Origin of the sequence: Paenibacillus terrae (assembly GCF_000943545.1) — a bacterium.
GTDB lineage: Bacteria > Bacillota > Bacilli > Paenibacillales > Paenibacillaceae > Paenibacillus > Paenibacillus terrae_A.
This window is the reverse complement of record NZ_JTHP01000169.1, coordinates 1-1,227: the sequence shown is the minus strand read 5'-3', so window position 1 is coordinate 1,227 and position 1,227 is coordinate 1. Positions and strand designations below refer to the sequence as shown.

Genomic DNA, 1,227 nt, shown 5'->3' with positions numbered 1-1,227 from the left:
CTAGTACAGCATCAGTCTTTAAATTGTGGATAAAGACGTTTTAACTTGATGCGAGCATCCTTGGTCGTAAATTGCCAATCCACACCCTTTTGGATTTGGTTACGGGATTGCTCCCAGGCGCTCAATTCATCCGACAATTCGGTAATGGAAGGAATACGACGGCCTAAACATTGACGAGTCATGACACTGAGTTCAATCTCTGCAATATTGAGCCAGCTTCCATGTTTGGGTGTGTAATGGATCTCCAGCCTTTTGGCTAAACGAAGAGCTGTTTCCGGATCAAATGCGTGATAAAGTGACGCAACGGAATGGGTGTTCAAGTTATCCATGACGAGTTTAATTTTAGGGGCTTGGGGATAATGTACGTCCAGCAATGCCCTGACCTGCTCGGCCCATTCCATTCGGGTTCGTTGGTTCCGCACCTCGACATGCCGCCAACCCACCAAAGGCTCTGTAAAGATGAAAATACTGCAAGTCCCATTTCGCTCGTACTCGCTATCTTCTCGTAGAGGTTTGGCGGGTTTCATGGGAATGGGCTGCCGGACTTCGTTCAGAAGCTGAAATGGTTTTTCGTCCATGCAAATGACCGGGCAGTTCACGTCGTAGGGTTCATGATACACTTCCAGTACGTCTTCCATCGCCGCTACGAACGCCGCGTTTTGCTGGGGAGGGATGCACCAGCATTTCCGGAGATGAGGCTTAAGTTCGCTTTTTTTAAAATACGATCCACGGTGTCGTAGGAAAGGCTGTCGATATATTGAAGTTCAACCGCTTTGTCTGCCAACAGGCGCAGCGTCCAACGACTTTTTCCCGTTGGAGGTTCACTGCAACTCAGCGCAATGATCTTGGCTTCCAACTCTCCGGTGACCTTGGGCGGATTCGGTGGAGTCAACCGCTTCTTTCGTTCAAGAGCAGCTTGCAGACCTTGCTCCGCAAAGACTTTACGTACAAGATGTACCGTGTTGGTGTGGATGTGGAGACGTTCTGCAATTTCCGTATCTTTTAACTTGCCCTCATTCCGATTCTCGTCTGCCCAGAGTAAGATTTGTGCACGCCGTATGGAACGGGCCGCAGTTTTCCCTGTCGAACAGATCTTTTGTAGTTTTTTTTGTTCTTCTCCGGATAGGTTGACCACATAAGCTCGTTTTGTCATAGTCGATACCTCTTTTTCTTCGACTATATCATACTTTCCTTTATTTAACTATTTTAAATCTGATGCTGTACTAG

Annotated in this window: 1 protein-coding gene; it reads right to left on the bottom strand. The window is 47.4% G+C overall.

Annotated elements, in window-relative coordinates:
* Positions 1-11: 11 nt before the first annotated feature.
* Positions 12-1,153 (bottom strand): IS630 family transposase gene (locus tag QD47_RS32020; protein ID WP_152643916.1). Its coding sequence is split into 2 segments (ribosomal slippage): positions 12-709 and positions 709-1,153, totalling 1,143 coding nucleotides; the frame shifts between segments, so codons are not numbered across the junction.
* Between the last annotated feature and the right edge of the window lie 74 nt (positions 1,154-1,227).